At 69.6% G+C, this 12,953-nt stretch carries 16 protein-coding genes; 8 read left to right on the top strand and 8 right to left on the bottom strand.

Going from position 1 to position 12,953, the window contains the following annotated elements; all coding sequences use genetic code 11:
- Positions 1–36 precede the first annotated feature (36 nt).
- The 6 genes from AB0N03_RS28050 to AB0N03_RS28075 all read left to right on the top strand — a co-directional run bounded on the left by AB0N03_RS28050 (position 37) and on the right by AB0N03_RS28075 (position 5,694).
- The gene (locus AB0N03_RS28050) at positions 37–324 is read left to right on the top strand and encodes a hypothetical protein (protein WP_364377575.1); all 288 of its coding nucleotides are present in this window, start codon (positions 37–39) and stop codon (positions 322–324) included.
- Positions 321–1,145 carry a hypothetical protein gene (locus AB0N03_RS28055; RefSeq protein ID WP_364377576.1) on the top strand — a complete coding sequence of 275 codons (825 nt, stop codon included), beginning with the start codon at positions 321–323 and terminating at the stop codon, positions 1,143–1,145. The genes AB0N03_RS28050 and AB0N03_RS28055 overlap by 4 nt, the downstream gene beginning before the upstream one ends.
- A gap of 52 nt (positions 1,146–1,197) precedes the next feature.
- Entirely contained in the window at positions 1,198–3,114 is a 1,917-nt protein-coding gene (locus tag AB0N03_RS28060) for a fumarate reductase/succinate dehydrogenase flavoprotein subunit (RefSeq protein ID WP_364377578.1), read from the top strand.
- Positions 3,111–3,863 carry a succinate dehydrogenase/fumarate reductase iron-sulfur subunit gene (locus tag AB0N03_RS28065; RefSeq protein WP_364377580.1) on the top strand — a complete coding sequence of 251 codons (753 nt, stop codon included), beginning with the start codon at positions 3,111–3,113 and terminating at the stop codon, positions 3,861–3,863. Before AB0N03_RS28060 ends, AB0N03_RS28065 begins: the two co-directional genes overlap by 4 nt.
- A gap of 206 nt (positions 3,864–4,069) precedes the next feature.
- Complete coding sequence (locus tag AB0N03_RS28070; RefSeq protein WP_364377582.1) at positions 4,070–4,579, top strand: GNAT family N-acetyltransferase; 510 nt, start codon at positions 4,070–4,072, stop codon at positions 4,577–4,579.
- A complete protein-coding gene (locus AB0N03_RS28075) occupies positions 4,576–5,694 on the top strand; it encodes an amidohydrolase family protein (RefSeq protein ID WP_364377584.1) in 1,119 nt (372 codons plus the stop codon). The genes AB0N03_RS28070 and AB0N03_RS28075 overlap by 4 nt, the downstream gene beginning before the upstream one ends.
- Here AB0N03_RS28075 and AB0N03_RS28080 read toward each other — a convergent pair.
- The 3 genes from AB0N03_RS28080 to AB0N03_RS28090 all read right to left on the bottom strand — a co-directional run bounded on the left by AB0N03_RS28080 (position 5,678) and on the right by AB0N03_RS28090 (position 7,180).
- A complete protein-coding gene (locus AB0N03_RS28080) occupies positions 5,678–5,860 on the bottom strand; it encodes a DUF397 domain-containing protein (protein ID WP_364377586.1) in 183 nt (60 codons plus the stop codon). The two genes, AB0N03_RS28075 and AB0N03_RS28080, sit on opposite strands and share 17 nt — an antisense overlap.
- A gap of 3 nt (positions 5,861–5,863) precedes the next feature.
- On the bottom strand, positions 5,864–6,715 hold the full coding sequence (locus AB0N03_RS28085) for a helix-turn-helix transcriptional regulator (RefSeq protein WP_364377588.1): 852 nt from the start codon (positions 6,713–6,715) through the stop codon (positions 5,864–5,866).
- Between the two features lie 330 nt (positions 6,716–7,045).
- Entirely contained in the window at positions 7,046–7,180 is a 135-nt protein-coding gene (locus AB0N03_RS28090; RefSeq protein WP_364377590.1) for a hypothetical protein, read from the bottom strand.
- Here AB0N03_RS28090 and AB0N03_RS28095 point away from each other — a divergent pair.
- Positions 7,179–7,844, top strand: coding sequence for a YoaK family protein (locus AB0N03_RS28095; protein ID WP_364377592.1), 666 nt, complete (start codon positions 7,179–7,181; stop codon positions 7,842–7,844). The genes AB0N03_RS28090 and AB0N03_RS28095 overlap by 2 nt on opposite strands.
- A gap of 11 nt (positions 7,845–7,855) precedes the next feature.
- Here the strand turns inward: AB0N03_RS28095 and AB0N03_RS28100 are convergent, their stop codons facing one another.
- The 5 genes from AB0N03_RS28100 to AB0N03_RS28120 form a co-directional block, all read right to left on the bottom strand.
- A complete protein-coding gene (locus AB0N03_RS28100) occupies positions 7,856–8,593 on the bottom strand; it encodes an SDR family oxidoreductase (RefSeq protein ID WP_364377594.1) in 738 nt (245 codons plus the stop codon).
- 76 nt (positions 8,594–8,669) lie between these two features.
- Positions 8,670–9,533, bottom strand: a complete 864-nt coding sequence (locus AB0N03_RS28105) for an amino acid ABC transporter permease (protein WP_364377596.1) — start codon at positions 9,531–9,533, stop codon at positions 8,670–8,672.
- Positions 9,530–10,177, bottom strand: a complete 648-nt coding sequence (locus AB0N03_RS28110; protein ID WP_364377598.1) for an amino acid ABC transporter permease — start codon at positions 10,175–10,177, stop codon at positions 9,530–9,532. Before AB0N03_RS28110 ends, AB0N03_RS28105 begins: the two co-directional genes overlap by 4 nt.
- Positions 10,178–10,269: 92 nt before the next feature.
- Positions 10,270–11,196: a glutamate ABC transporter substrate-binding protein gene (locus AB0N03_RS28115; protein ID WP_364377600.1), complete on the bottom strand. Its 927-nt coding sequence runs from the start codon at positions 11,194–11,196 to the stop codon at positions 10,270–10,272.
- Positions 11,197–11,253: 57 nt separating this feature from the next.
- The gene (locus AB0N03_RS28120) at positions 11,254–11,982 is read right to left on the bottom strand and encodes an amino acid ABC transporter ATP-binding protein (protein WP_364377675.1); all 729 of its coding nucleotides are present in this window, start codon (positions 11,980–11,982) and stop codon (positions 11,254–11,256) included.
- A gap of 296 nt (positions 11,983–12,278) precedes the next feature.
- On the opposite strand from AB0N03_RS28120, the gene AB0N03_RS28125 reads away from it, so the two are divergent.
- Positions 12,279–12,953: a response regulator transcription factor gene (locus tag AB0N03_RS28125; protein WP_364377677.1), complete on the top strand. Its 675-nt coding sequence runs from the start codon at positions 12,279–12,281 to the stop codon at positions 12,951–12,953.

Raw genomic sequence — 12,953 nt, forward strand, 5'->3', positions numbered from 1 at the left:
GTTCCCTGCCAGCCCCACCACCACCCGGGAGGAATGATGTCCACCTCCGAGATCGCCGAGCTGCGGCGAACCATCGGCCAGCTCAGGCAGTGCGTCGGCGCACTGCGCTCTCGTTACGGCGACGCTTCCGCGGTCCGCCGGCTCGCCAACGACGTGGAGCGCCTCGACATCGACACCGCGGACCTCGACGGCACGCCACTGGCGGTGCCGTCCCAGGCGAAGCCCACCGAGCGGGTGCAAGTGCCCGACACGCCGTACGACCCCGCGCTGTGGCACGGCGCGGACGACGAAGGCGTCGGCGGCTACAAGCGCGACCAGCGGTGAGCGCTCCGGCTGACAACGGCGTCGGCACCGGCGTCCGGTCCCCGAAGCGGGCCCGGATCGCCGAGCGCACCCTCCGCACGGACCGGTGGTGGCTCCAGCCGCTGCTGACCGTGCTCGGGCTCGCCGCGTTCATCATCTACGCGACGGTCCGGTCGTTCGTGCGCACCGCGTACTGGGTGCCCGACTACCACTACCTGACGCCGTTCTACTCACCCTGCCTGTCCACGTCCTGCGTAGAGGGCTCGAGCCACTTCGGCCACTGGTTCGGCGACCTGCCCGGGTTCATCCCGCTCGGGTTCGTCGTGCTGCCGTTCCTGCTCGGGTTCCGCCTGACCTGCTACTACTACCGCAAGGCCTACTACCGGGCCGTCTGGTTCTCCCCGCCCGCCTGCGCGGTCGCGGAACCGAAGGCGAAGTACACCGGCGAGACGCGGCTGCCGCTGATCATCCAGAACGTCCACCGCTACTTCTTCTACGTCGCGCTGGTCGTCTCGCTGGTCAACACCTACGACGCGATCACGGCGTTCCACGGGAAGACCGGCGGCTTCGGCTTCGGGCTGGGCAACCTCGTCCTGCTCGCCAACGTCGTCCTGCTCTGGGCCTACACGCTTTCCTGCCACTCGTGCCGGCACGTCACCGGGGGCAGGCTGAAGCACTTCTCCAAGCACCCGGTGCGGTACTGGATCTGGACCCAGGTGACCAAACTCAACACCCGCCACATGGCGCTGGCCTGGACGACGCTCGGCACGCTGGTGCTGACCGACTTCTACGTCATGCTCGTGGCCAGCGGGGCGATCTCGGACCTGAGATTCGTGAACTGACGCCCCGCCCTTCCCGACAACGACGTCCCCATTTCCGAGGTGGAATTCCTACATGACCGAGGTCGAACGGCACAGCTACGACGTGGTGGTGATCGGTGCCGGTGGTGCCGGCCTGCGCGCGGTGATCGAGGCCAGAGAACGTGGCTTCCGCGTAGCGGTCGTGTGCAAGTCCCTGTTCGGCAAGGCGCACACGGTGATGGCCGAGGGCGGCTGCGCGGCGTCAATGGGCAACGCGAACTCGAACGACAACTGGCAGGTCCACTTCCGCGACACCATGCGCGGCGGGAAGTTCCTCAACAACTGGCGGATGGCCGAGCTGCACGCCAAGGAGGCGCCCGACCGCGTCTGGGAGCTGGAGACCTACGGCGCGCTGTTCGACCGCACCGCCGACGGCCGGATCAGCCAGCGCAACTTCGGCGGGCACACCTACCCGCGGCTGGCGCACGTCGGTGACCGCACCGGTCTCGAGCTCATCCGCACGATGCAGCAGAAGATCGTCTCGCTGCAGCAGGAGGACTTCGCCGAGACCGGTGACTACGAAGCGAAGATCAAGGTCTTCGCCGAGTGCACGGTCACCGAGCTGCTCACCACCGACGGGAAGATCGCCGGCGCGTTCGGCTACTGGCGCGAGAGCGGCCGCTTCATCCTGTTCGAGGCGCCCGCGGTCGTGCTCGCCACCGGCGGCATCGGCAAGTCGTTCAAGGTGACGTCGAACTCGTGGGAGTACACCGGGGACGGCCACGCGCTGGCCATGCGGGCGGGCGCGAACCTGATCAACATGGAGTTCGTCCAGTTCCACCCGACCGGGATGGTCTGGCCGCCGAGCGTCAAGGGCATCCTCGTCACCGAAGGCGTGCGCGGTGACGGCGGCGTGCTCAAGAACTCCGAAGGCAAGCGGTTCATGTTCGAGTACGTGCCCGAGGTCTTCAAGGGCCAGTACGCCGAAAGCGAAGAGGAAGCCGACCGCTGGTACGCCGACGCGGACAACAACCGGCGCACGCCGGACCTGCTGCCCCGCGACGAGGTGGCCCGCGCGATCAACTCCGAGGTCAAGGAGGGGCGCGGCTCCCCGCACGGCGGCGTCTTCCTCGACATCGCGAGCCGGCTGCCGACCGAGGAGATCAAAAAGCGGCTGCCGTCGATGTACCACCAGTTCAAGGAGCTGGCGGACGTCGACATCACGGCGGAGCCGATGGAGGTCGGCCCGACCTGCCACTACGTCATGGGCGGCATCGAGGTCGACCCGGACACGGCCGCGGCGAGCGTGCCCGGCCTGTTCGCCGCCGGCGAGTGCTCGGGCGGCATGCACGGATCCAACCGGCTCGGCGGCAACTCGCTGTCCGACCTGCTGGTGTTCGGCCGCCGCGCGGGACTCGGCGCCGCGGAGTACGTGCTCGGCCTGGCCGACCGGCCCGCGGTCGCGCAGTCCGATGTGGACGCCGCGGCGAAGATGGCGCTCGCGCCGTTCGACCCGGCCGAGGGCACCACGGCCGAGAACCCGTACACCCTGCACACCGAGCTGCAGCAGTCGATGAACGACCTGGTCGGCATCATCCGCAAGGCCGGCGAGATCGAGCAGGCGCTGACGAAGCTGGCCGAGCTGCGGCAGCGGATCCTGCGCGTCACGGTGGAAGGCCACCGGCAGTTCAACCCCGGCTGGCACCTCGCGATCGACCTGCGCAACATGCTGATGGTCAGCGAGTGCGTCGCGAAGGCCGCGCTGACGCGAACCGAGAGCCGTGGCGGGCACACGCGGGACGACTTCCCGGGCATGGACGCCGAGTGGCGTCACAAGCTGCTGGTGTGCTCGGCAGCCGAGGGCGACAACCCGGTCGTCCCGGACGTCGGCGTCGTGGTGAAGGAGCAGCTGCCGCTGCGGCAGGACCTGCTGGAGCTGTTCGAGTTCGGCGAGCTCGGGAAGTACTACACCGACGACGAGCTCGAGGCGCACCCCGGGAGCAAGGCATGAGCTACAAGGCGAGTTTCCGGGTCTGGCGCGGCGACGACACGGGCGGCGCCCTGGAGGACTTCACGGTGGAGGTGAACGAGGGCGAGGTCGTCCTCGACATCATCCACCGGCTGCAGGCCACGCAGGCAGGGGACCTCGCGGTGCGCTGGAACTGCAAGGCGGGCAAGTGCGGTTCGTGCTCGGCGGAGATCAACGGCAAGCCGCGCCTGCTGTGCATGACGCGGATGTCGACGTTCACCGAGGAAGAGGTGATCACGGTGACGCCGATGCGGACGTTCCCGGTGATCCGCGACCTCGTCACCGACGTGTCCTTCAACTACACGAAGGCGCGCGAGATCCCGTCGTTCACCCCGCCCGCGGACCTCAAGCCCGGTGAGTACCGGATGCAGCAGGTGGACGTCGAGCGGTCGCAGGAGTTCCGCAAGTGCATCGAGTGCTTCCTGTGCCAGAACACCTGCCACGTGGTCCGCGACCACGAGGAGAACAAGGAAGCCTTCGCCGGGCCGCGGTACCTGATGCGCATCGCCGAGCTGGAGATGCACCCGCTCGACGTCGCGGACCGGCGTGACGCGGCGCAGGACGAGCACGGCCTCGGCTACTGCAACATCACCAAGTGCTGCAGTGAGGTCTGCCCGGAAGGTATCCACATCACCGACAACGCGCTCATCCCGATGAAGGAGCGCGTCGCCGACCGCAAGTACGACCCGATCGTGTGGCTGGGCAACAAGCTCTTCCGCCGCGATCAGTGACGCTGTCCCGTTCGACGCTCGCGAACCGTGTACTGGCCGCCCTGGAGGCGGCGGTCGCCGGTTCGCGAGCGTCGTTACGGCGAGGGGTGATCAGTCGCAGTTCGTGCTTGTCCACGCTCTCGGGCACTTGATTCCCTGCCGTCGCATCGATGGGCGTGGCAGGATGAGATCTCGTGGAAGCCGAATCGCGTCGGGGAATCGAGTTCTTGCCGTCCGAGGCTGACCACGCGGTGATCGCGCGGGTCACCGCTCTCGTCAACCAGGTCTACGCCGAGTCCGAGAAGGGGCTCTGGCTCGGCAGCACCGACCGGACGTCCACCGACGAGGTGGCCGGCTTCGTGCGGGCCGGGGAGATCGCCGCGGTCTTCGTGGACGGTGACCTCGCCGGATCGGTGCGCATCCAGCGGCTCGACGAGGCGACCGGCGAGTTCGGTATGCTCGCGGCCGACCCGGCGCGGCGTGGGCTCGGCATCGGGCGGGACCTCGTGACGTTCGCCGAGCGGGCGAGCCGGGACGCGGGCTGCCGCGAGATGCAGCTGGAACTGCTCGTGCCGCGGGAGTGGACGCATCCGGCGAAGCAGTTCCTCGGGGAGTGGTACGACCGGCTCGGCTACCGCGTCACGCACCGCGCCGACCTCGCCGCGGACTACCCGCACCTCGCGCCGTCGCTGGCCACGCCGTGCGATTTCCTCATCTACCGCAAGGAACTCGCGTGACGCTGCTCGCCGGAGCGCGCGTGTTCGACCCCGAAACCGGCGAGACGACCCGCGCGGACGTCCGGCTGGACGGCTCGCGGATCGCCGAGGTCGGCCTGGGCCTCGACGGTGAGGAGCGGGTCGACTGTTCCGGTGGGCTGCTGATCCCCGGGCTCATCGACTGTCACGTGCACGTCGCGTTCCGGCGGCCCGAGTCGCTGCCGCGCAGCGCGCGCATCCTCGAGGCCGTGCCGGTGCTGCGCCGGCTGCTGGCGCGCGGGATCACCACCGTGCGGGACGCTTGGGGCGCCGACGCCGGGTTCAAGCACGCGCTCGCTCAGGGGTGGGTCACCGGACCGGACCTGCTGGTCAGCCTGCGTCAGCTGGGGCAGACCGGCGGGCTCGGCGACCCGTGGGACCCGGCCGCGGGCGCCGTCGACAACTACGGCGACCCGTCGCTGCCGGACCCGCTGTTCGACGGGCCGGACGCCGCCCGCGCGGCCGTGCGCCGGATGGTGCGGGCGGGCGCCGACTGGATCAAGCTCGGCGCGAGCGGCTCGATGCGGGCGGTCCGCGCGGGCGTGGACGTCCGCCCGACCGACGACGAGCTCGCCGCCGTGGTCGACGAGGCCGGCCGCTGCGGCCGCGACGTGCTGGCCCACGCGCACACGGCGGCGGCGGTGGTGTCGGCGGCCCGCGCCGGCGTGCGCAGCATCGAGCACGGCACGTTCCTCGACGACGACGCCGTCGCGGCCCTGGCGAACGCCTGGTACGTGCCGACGCTGTCGCCGATGAGCGACACCGACTTCGCCGGCGCGCACCGGCGTTCGCTGCGCCTCGCGGTGGAGGCGGGCGTCCGGATCGCGGCGGGTTCCGACCTCGCCCCGCGGCCCCATGTCGACTTGACGACCGAGCTGCGGTTGCTGGCCGAAGTCCTCGGCGACGCGGCGGCCTTGAAGGCAGCCACGTCCGAGGCGGCCCGCCTGCTCCGGCTCGACGACGACCGTGGCCGTGTCGAGCCGGGCCTGCGCGCGGACGTCGTGCTGCTCGACGGCCCGGACCTGGACGTGACGGACTTGCCGGGCCGGGTTCGTGCCGTCTGGCACGACGGGAAACGGGTCAGCGAAGCGAGGTGAGGAGTCCGGACCACGCCCGGTGGGGGACGGTGAGGTGCCCGGCCTCCGGGGCCTTGGAGTCACGGACCGCGGTGCCGGTCTCGTGTAGCGCGATCTCCACGCAAGTCTGGTGCTCCTGCCCTTCGCTGTAGCTGCTCTTGAACCAGGTCCGGCCGTGGGGCGTCATGGATCACTCCCTCATGCGTTCGTACCCGTCCGCGAACCGGACGAGCCAGTCCCTCGATTGTCCCTCGGAAAGCGCCGCCTGTTCCAGCCGCGTCACGAGGATGTAGAACGCTTCGACGGCGACGCGGTCGTCCACGAACAGCCCGGCGGTGTAGGTCTCTTCGTAGACCACCGGCGGGTGTTCGGGGAACTCCATGACGGTGAACGTCGTGGTGAGCACCCGGAACGTCGGGTCCGACTCCGGCACCACGCGAATGACGCAATGCGGCAGATTCGTGGTGAGGACGAGGTTCTGCAGCTGCTCGTGCATGAGTTCCGGCCCGCCCACGACCGAGCGCAGTGCCCGCTCGTGCACGAAGAAGGTGCAGCTGGCCGCTTCCCGGCGTTGGAGCAGGTGCTGCCGATCGACGCGCGCTCGCGTCAGTACACCCAAGCGCTCGGTGGTGTAGCGCCCGGTCAGTTCGAAGCAGGTGCGGACGTACTCCTCCGTCTGCAACATCCCGGGGAGGGCGGCCGGACTGTAGTAGACGATCTTGTCCGCGAGGTTTTCCTGGATGATGAGGGACTTCATCGGGTCGACGAGCTTGTCGAAGTACGGGCGTACCCAGTACAGGTCGCCCGGCGGCTTCGCCAGTTCGAGGAGCCTCGAGCGTTCGGTGGCCTTGGTGCCGCAGTGGGCGAGGTAGATCGCCGCGTCGATCGGCGCGATGCGGCGACCGTTCTCCCACGCCGACACCTTCGAGGCCGACCAGTCCGCGCGACGGGCCACCTCTCGCAGCGTCAGCTGCTTCAGTTCACGTTGTGCCTTCAGCTCCACGGCCATTTCGCGGGTGCGCACCGTGCTCTTTTCGGTCATGCCCGCACGGTAGAGGCGACCCCCGACAAAACACCCCAAGCCGCGCAGGGATTCACCGCAAGGAGGTCAGTGTTCCGCCTGTGTGACAACGGATTCCGCTCGCGAAGTGCTGCGAAGCAGCTTCGCACGACGAAGAGCGCTTCGCCAGTTAGTAAGCCAGTAGCGGATTTCTCTGTAAAGGGCCGCGCGATCGAAAATCTGTTCGGGCCACCGGAATCGTGGGGAAGCATGCGAGTCGGGTGTCGCGAATGAGTCATTGGGGGCGCCGGAGGTCCCGAATGAGTCATTCGCGACGTTGGGCGGGGGTTGGCGACGTCATGAACGACCCTTTCATGACGTCCCGCCCCGCCGCTGCTCGCCGGGACGTCGTTCGAGCTGCTGATCGGGGCGAGCGACCAGTTCGTCGACAGCACCGACGCGCTCGGGCACCGCGCGCTGACCCGCGCGGTGGTTGACTGCGCGCATGGCTGAACCGAAACCGCGGGACCTGGCCGCCCTGCTGCTGACGCTGACCGTCGTGACCGGGGTCGTCGACGCCGTCAGCTTCCTCGGGCTGGGCCGGGTGTTCGTGGCCAACATGACCGGCAACGTCGTCTTCCTCGGGTTCGCGGCGGCGGGGGAGGCGACGCTGTCGGTGCTCGCGTCGCTGACGGCGGTGCTGGCGTTCCTGGCGGGCGCGCTCGCCGGCGGGCGGCTGGCCCGCCGCGAGGACGACCACGACACCCTCCGCCAGGCGACCCTGGCCCAGGCGGCCTTGATCGCGGTGGCGGTGGTGCTGGCGGCGACCCTCGGCAGCGGCACGCGGCCGGGCAGCGAGCTGCTGATCGTCGTGCTGGGCGTGGCGATGGGCCTGCAGAACGCGGCCGTCCGCCGGATCGGTGCGCCCGACCTGACGACGACGGTCCTGACGATGACGCTGACGGGCTTCGCGGCGGACTCGAAGGTCGCCGGCGGCGAGGGGGCGCACCCGCTGCGGAAGGTGGCCGCCGTGGGCGCGATGCTGGCGGGCGCGTTCGCGGGCGGGCTGCTTCAGCTGCACGTCGCGATGTGGACGGCGCTCGCGCTGGCCCTGGTGCTCGTCCTCGCGGTGCTGGGGGTGCTGCAGGTCAACCGGCGGAAGGCGACCTGACCGGCGCGGGATCAGCCGAGGGCGCGGCCGCCGTCGACCAGGAGGCGCTGGCCGGTGATGAAGCCCGTGTCCTTCGACGCGAAGAAGCTCACCGCCGCCGCGACGTCCTCCGGGGTGCCCAGCCGGCCCACCGGCACCCCCGAAAGGTAGGCCTCGCGCTCGGCTTCCGGGACCTCCGCGTGGCGCTCGACCGGGACGAAGCCCGGCGCCACCGAGTTGACCGTGATGCCGTCCGGGGCCAGTTCGCGGGCCCACGCGCGGGCCAGGCCAACCTGGGCCGCCTTGGCCGTGGCGTACGCCGAGCGGCCGGGTGGCGGGCGCTCGGCGACCTCGGAGTCGATGTGGATAATCCGGCCGTAGCCGCGAGCGCGCATGCCCGGCAGCACCGCGTGGCCCAGCAGCACCGGCGACTGCACGAAGAAGTCCAGGTGACCCAGGTGGTCCGGCCAGTCCACTTCGGACAGGAAGACGTCCGGCTGCGGGCCCGTGGCGTTGAGGACCAGGACGCTGATCGGGCCCAGCAACGCCGTCACCGCGTCGACCAGCTCGCCGACCTGGTGCCGGTCGGTCACGTCGGCGGCGAAGGCGGCGGCCTTGCCGCCTTCGGCGAGGACGCCCTCCGCGGCGGTCTCGAGGTCGGGATCGTCGTGCAGCGCGTTCACCGCCACCGCGAACCCGTCGCGGGCCAGCCGCCGGGCGATGGTCCGGCCCAGCCCTCGTGAACTCCCGGTCACCAGTGCGACACCCATGGACCCGACGCTAGGGGAGACCCCGGGACAGGACAAGGCCCCCGGGACGGATCCCGGGGGCCTCGCCAAGGGTGACTCAGGCGGACGCGGCGACGGCTTCCTGCGCCGCCGTCGGCGGGGTGGTGCCCACGACCTTCTTGCTGCGCCGGTTGCGCCGCTCCAGGTACGTCGCCAGCGCCGTCAGCAGCAGGCACATCACGACGTAGATGCCGGTCGCCACGATCGTCGACGGCACGATCGGCCGGCCGAACGCGCCCTGCGAGCCGATGTAGCGCGCGTAGTACAGCAGCTCCTGGAACGTGATGATGAAGCCGAGCGCGGTGTCCTTGAGCAGCACGACGAGCTGGCTGATGATCGTCGGCAGCATCGCCCGGATCGCCTGGGGCAGCAGCACCAGGAACATGACCTGCGTCTTGCGCATGCCCAGGGCGTACGCAGCTTCGCTCTGGCCCTTCGGCAGCGACTGGATGCCCGCGCGGAAGACCTCCGCGAGCACCGAGCCGTTGTACAGCGTCAGGCCGAACACCACGCCGAGGAACGGCGTCGTCGGCACGCCGAGCGTCGGCAGGCCGAAGTAGAACAGGAACATCAGGATCAGCGCCGGGATGGCGCGGAAGAACTCGACGACGAACCCGGCGATCCCGCGGATCCACGCGTGGTCGGACAGCCGCCCGGCCGCGAAGATCGCCCCGAAGACCAGGGCCAGCACGGCCGCCGCCGCGAACGCTTCGAGCGTCTGGAGCACCGCGTTGGCGAGGTCCGACTGGACCTGCGAGTACTGCAGCCACTCCCACTTGCGGGCGGTGAACTGGCCGCTGTCGTAGAACCGCCACCCGATGTAGCCGATGAACGCGGCGACGACGAGGGTGCCGACGACCGCGTAGGTCCGGTACCGCAGCCGGGCCTTCGGGCCCGGGACGTCGAACAGGACGTTGCTCATCGGGCCACGCTCCAGCGCTTCTCCAGGCTGCGTTGGACGAACGACAGCACGGCGACCAGGATGATGAAGCCGAGGGCCACCCACAGGAGGCCGACCAGCTGGCTCTCACCGCGTTCGGACAGGTACGCGCGGATCGCGCCGGCCTCGCCGACCGAGAAACCGGCGGCGATGGTGGTGTTCTTCAGCAGCGCGATCAGGGTGCTGATCAGCGGCGGCACGACCGAGCGCAGCGCCTGCGGCAGCACGACCTGGCCGAGGATCTGGCCGAAGGTCAGCCCCAGCGCGCGGCCCGCCTCGGCCTGGCCGACCGGCACGGTGTTGATGCCCGAGCGCACGACCTCGCAGATGAACGCCGAGGTGTACATGGTCAGCGCGATCACCGCGGCCGGGAAGTAGTCGACCTTGACGATGTCGAGCAGCGGGTAGGCGAACACGAAGAACGCGAACACCAGCGTGAGCGGCGTGTTCCGGGCGATCGTCACGTACGCCGTGCCGATGGCGCGGAAGACGGGCACCGGGCTCACCCGCAGCATCGCCAGGATGGTGCCCCAGATCAGGCTGCCGACGGCGGAGAGCACGAACAGTTCGATCGTGCGGAGGAAGAACGGACCGAACAGGTCCAGGTTGTTGAGCAGGACGTCCATGGAGCCTTCCCCGCGGCCGTGGTCAGGTGAAGTGGTGGTGGATGGAGAAGGCCGGTGGACCGGGAAACCCGATCCACCGGCCTTGTGTCAGGTCAGTACTTCTCGAGGGTCGGCTTCTTGGCCGGCGAACCGGACTTGCCGAGCGTCGCGGCGTAGATCTTGTCCCAGGTGCCGTCGTCCAGCGCCTTCTGCAGGAGCTCGTTGACCTTGTCGCGCAGGACCTTGTCGTCCTTGTTCAGGCCGATGCCGTACTTCTCCGTGGAGAAGGGCTGGCCGACGACCTTCAGGTTTTCGGAGTCCTGGGCCGCGTAGCCCTTGAGGATCGCGTCGTCGGTCGTGACGGCGTCGACGTCCTTCGACAGCAGCTTCTCGACGCACTGCGAGTACTTCTGGAACTCGACGATGTTGCCGGCCTCGGTCAGGTTGTCCTGGCGGACCTTCTGGATCGGGGTCGAGCCGGTGACCGAGCAGACCTTCTTGCCCTTGAGGGTGTCCTTGCTGGTGATCGACGCGTCGTCCTTGCGCACCAGCAGGTCCTGGCCGGCCACGAAGTACGGGCCGGCGAAGGAGACGAGCGCCTTGCGCTTGTCGGTGATCGAGTAGGTGCCGACGTAGTAGTTCACGTCGCCGTTCGCGATCGTCTGCTCGCGGGCGCCGGAGTCGACCGTGCGGAAGGTGATCTTCTCCGGGTCGAAGCCGAGGCCGGCCGAGACGAGCTTCGCGATCTCGATGTCGAAGCCGCCGAACTTGCCGGTCGTCGGGTCCTTCTGGCCCAGGCCGGGCTGGTCGTCCTTGGCGCCGACGGTCAGCGCGCCCGCCGACTTCATCTTCGCGAACACCGGGGAGCCGGCCAGGTCGACGCCGGTCGCCACCGGGTAGGTCGGCAGCGCGGCGGCGTTCGTGCCGCTCTGGTCACCCGAGCCCGGCGTGGTCGGCGTGCCTTCCTTGCCGCAGGCGGTCATGGTGGTCAACGTCAGACCACCGACGAGCAGTCCCACCGCGAGGGTGCGGATCCTCATGTGAATCTCTCCTGTGTGTCGTCACCCGCGACGCGAACGGCGGCGCGGAACGTTCTCTCAGTGGGTCAGGATCTTGCCGAGGAAGTCCTTCGCGCGCTCGCTCTTCGGCGCGGTGAAGAACTCTTCCGGCGTCGTGTCCTCGACGATCTCGCCGTCGGCCATGAAGATCACCCGATCGGCTGCCCGGCGGGCGAAGCCCATCTCGTGGGTGACGACCAGCATCGTCATGCCGTCCTTGGCGAGGCCGGTCATGACGTCGAGGACCTCCTGGACCATCTCCGGGTCCAGCGCCGAGGTCGGCTCGTCGAACAGCATGACCTTGGGCCGCATCGCCAGCGCCCGCGCGATCGCGACGCGCTGCTGCTGGCCACCCGAAAGCTGCGCCGGGTACTTGTCGGCCTGGTCGGCGATGCCGACGCGCTCCAGCAGTTCCATCGCCGTCTTGCGCGCGTCTTCCTTCGAGGCCTTGCGGACCTTCGTCGGCGCCAGCATGACGTTCTCGACGATCGTCTTGTGCGCGAACAGGTTGAACGACTGGAACACCATGCCGACGTCGGCCCGCAGGGCCGCCAGGGCCTTGCCCTCGGCGGGCAGCGCTACGCCGTCGACGGCGATCTCGCCCGAGTTGATCGGCTCGAGCCGGTTGATCGCCCGGCACAGGGTCGACTTGCCCGACCCCGACGGTCCCAACACCACCACGACCTGGCCGCGAGGTACCTCGAGCGTGATCTCCCTGAGCACGTGCAGGTCGCCGAAGTACTTGTTCACGGCGGACGCCTTGATCATCGGCGCCGCCACCTCCGCGGTCATCTGGCCTCCAGGGTCGTTCGAATGCGGCGTGGGTCACCACGCGATGGCGAGAACCTACCGTTGCTTCACCGGCTGGCAAGGCCGCTTGAGCAATACTTAGGGTTTCAACTGCGTATCGATGTCCATTTTGGGGGGTATCGGGGTGGCCGCCACCCGGGTCGCCGGATGGTCACCGAACGTGACCGTCCGGGTGGCCCGTGCGCCCGGCGCCGGGAGGTCCTAGAGTTCGGCGCTACCGGCCGGTGGAGCAGGTCACCATGGGAGGCGGACGGGTGCGGGTGCTGCTGGTGGAGGACGACGACCGGGTCGCGGGCGCGCTCATCCCGGCGCTGGCCCGCCGCGGCCTCGCGATCGCCCGGCTGGCCACCGGCGCCGGGGTGCTCGAGCGCGTGCACGAGGTCGACGTCATCCTTCTGGACCTCGGCCTGCCGGACATCGACGGCGTGACCCTGTGCACCCAGATCCGCGCGGTCAGCGACGTCGCGATCATCGTGGTGTCGGCCCGCGGCGAGGTCGACGACCGGATCCGGGGCCTGCGCGCGGGCGCCGACGACTACCTCGTCAAGCCCTACGACGTCGAGGAGCTGCTCGCCCGGGTCGAGGCGGTGCGCCGTCGCCGTCCGGAACACGCGGTCACCGAGCCGGTGGTCATCAAGGTGGGTGACGTCAGCGTCGACCTCGCCCGGCACGAGGTGCTGGTCGACGGGCGCGCGATCGCCTTGTCCCGCAAGGAGTTCCAGGTGCTCGCGCTCGTGGCGGGCGCGCGCGGGGCGGTGTGCTCGCGCGAGCACGTGCTCACCGAGGTGTGGGGGCACCGGGGTCCCGCGGAGAGCCGGTCGCTGGACGTCCACGTCGCGACGTTGCGGACGAAGCTGGGCCGCCCGGCGCTGATCGAGACGGTGCGCGGGGTCGGTTACCGGCTCGGCGGCCAGGCCGCTCGGAGCTGA

Origin of the sequence: Amycolatopsis sp. NPDC051061, from assembly GCF_040682935.1 — a bacterium.
Lineage (GTDB): Bacteria > Actinomycetota > Actinomycetes > Mycobacteriales > Pseudonocardiaceae > Amycolatopsis.

Excerpts from the sequence above, each read along its gene's own strand:
- AB0N03_RS28120 (WP_364377675.1), bottom strand. The coding sequence starts at position 11,982 with ATGATCAAGGCGTCCGCCGTGAACAAGTACTTCGGCGACCTGCACGTG.
- AB0N03_RS28050 (WP_364377575.1), top strand. The coding sequence starts at position 37 with ATGTCCACCTCCGAGATCGCCGAGCTGCGGCGAACCATCGGCCAGCTC.
- AB0N03_RS28110 (WP_364377598.1), bottom strand. The coding sequence starts at position 10,177 with ATGGACGTCCTGCTCAACAACCTGGACCTGTTCGGTCCGTTCTTCCTC.
- AB0N03_RS28060 (WP_364377578.1), top strand. The coding sequence starts at position 1,198 with ATGACCGAGGTCGAACGGCACAGCTACGACGTGGTGGTGATCGGTGCC.
- AB0N03_RS28090 (WP_364377590.1), bottom strand. The coding sequence starts at position 7,180 with ATGCGCGCAGTCAACCACCGCGCGGGTCAGCGCGCGGTGCCCGAGCGC.
- AB0N03_RS28085 (WP_364377588.1), bottom strand. The coding sequence starts at position 6,715 with ATGACCGAAAAGAGCACGGTGCGCACCCGCGAAATGGCCGTGGAGCTG.
- AB0N03_RS28100 (WP_364377594.1), bottom strand. The coding sequence starts at position 8,593 with ATGGGTGTCGCACTGGTGACCGGGAGTTCACGAGGGCTGGGCCGGACC.
- AB0N03_RS28105 (WP_364377596.1), bottom strand. The coding sequence starts at position 9,533 with ATGAGCAACGTCCTGTTCGACGTCCCGGGCCCGAAGGCCCGGCTGCGG.
- AB0N03_RS28065 (WP_364377580.1), top strand. The coding sequence starts at position 3,111 with ATGAGCTACAAGGCGAGTTTCCGGGTCTGGCGCGGCGACGACACGGGC.
- AB0N03_RS28080 (WP_364377586.1), bottom strand. The coding sequence starts at position 5,860 with ATGACGCCCCACGGCCGGACCTGGTTCAAGAGCAGCTACAGCGAAGGG.
- AB0N03_RS28115 (WP_364377600.1), bottom strand. The coding sequence starts at position 11,196 with ATGAGGATCCGCACCCTCGCGGTGGGACTGCTCGTCGGTGGTCTGACG.
- AB0N03_RS28095 (WP_364377592.1), top strand. The coding sequence starts at position 7,179 with ATGGCTGAACCGAAACCGCGGGACCTGGCCGCCCTGCTGCTGACGCTG.